The organism is Aphanothece microscopica RSMan92, assembly GCF_046613545.2.
GTDB lineage: Bacteria > Cyanobacteriota > Cyanobacteriia > PCC-6307 > Cyanobiaceae > NIES-981.
The window spans coordinates 1-990 of sequence record NZ_JBKKKY020000216.1 but is presented as its reverse complement, the minus strand read 5'-3'; the positions used below and the strand labels follow the sequence as shown (position 1 = coordinate 990).

At 68.2% G+C, this 990-nt stretch carries 1 protein-coding gene; it reads left to right on the top strand.

Features of this window, described 5'->3' with window-relative positions:
- Nucleotides 1-990 (top strand): calcium-binding protein (locus ACLD7X_RS17070; RefSeq protein ID WP_411424884.1); only part of this gene is annotated, 990 nt, incomplete at both ends.

The window sequence follows — 990 nt, the reverse complement described above, 5'->3', positions numbered from 1 at the left end:
ATGTGAATGGCGAGGGCGGCACCGATACGCTGATCGTCAACTACAGCACCCTGTCAGCGGACATCGCGCGCTGGGACATCGGCTATGGCTGGAACCGCATCGGCGACCGGGACGGGCTTTCGCACTACACGGATTTCGCGGGCTTCGAGCGGTTCGACGTGACCGGCGGCTCCGGCAACGACAATTTCGGTGGCGGCGACGACAACGACATCCTGGCCGGCAATGCCGGCAATGACTGGCTGAACAGCGGCGGCGGCCTCGGCATCGACGTGGTGCATGGCGGCATCGGCTCGGACACCTGGCAGTTCGACTTCAGCGGCTTCGTCAGCACCAGCGTCAACATCGCGACCGACAACGCGGTGGTCAGCACCGGGCATACGGTGACGGGGATCGAGCGGCTGCACGGCACCTTCGGCATCGGCAACGACACCGTCGTCGCCCGCGCCGGCGGCAGTTCGGACAGCGTCTGGCTGGGCGATGGCGATGACAGCTTCTCCAGCGGCCGCGGGCGGGACTACGCGCATGGCGGTGGCGGGCAGGACCTGCTGATCATGAACGGGAGCGGCGAGACCAGGGGCATCACCTGGGCCGACACGGGGTATGGCTGGCAACGCTACGCGACCGCGGCGAACCAGATCGACTACTACAGCTTCGAACGCTTCCAGATTTTCGGCGGCACCGGGGATGACGACCTGCGCGGCGGCAGCCTGACGGATACGCTGGTCGGCGGCGCGGGCAACGACACGCTGCGCAGCGGCACCGGCGATGCGCAGATCAATGGCGGCACCGGCACCGACTTCTGGGAGGCCGATCTCTCGGCCGAGGTCGCCTCGGTGGCGATCAACCTGGCCGCGAGCCAGACGACGGCGCAGGGCACCGCGGCGGGGCTCAACATCCGCGGGATCGAGCGGGTGTCGCTGACCACCGGGGCGGCCGGGGACAACATCAACGCGGCCGGCTACGCGGAGAATGACTGGGTCAATCTGCGCG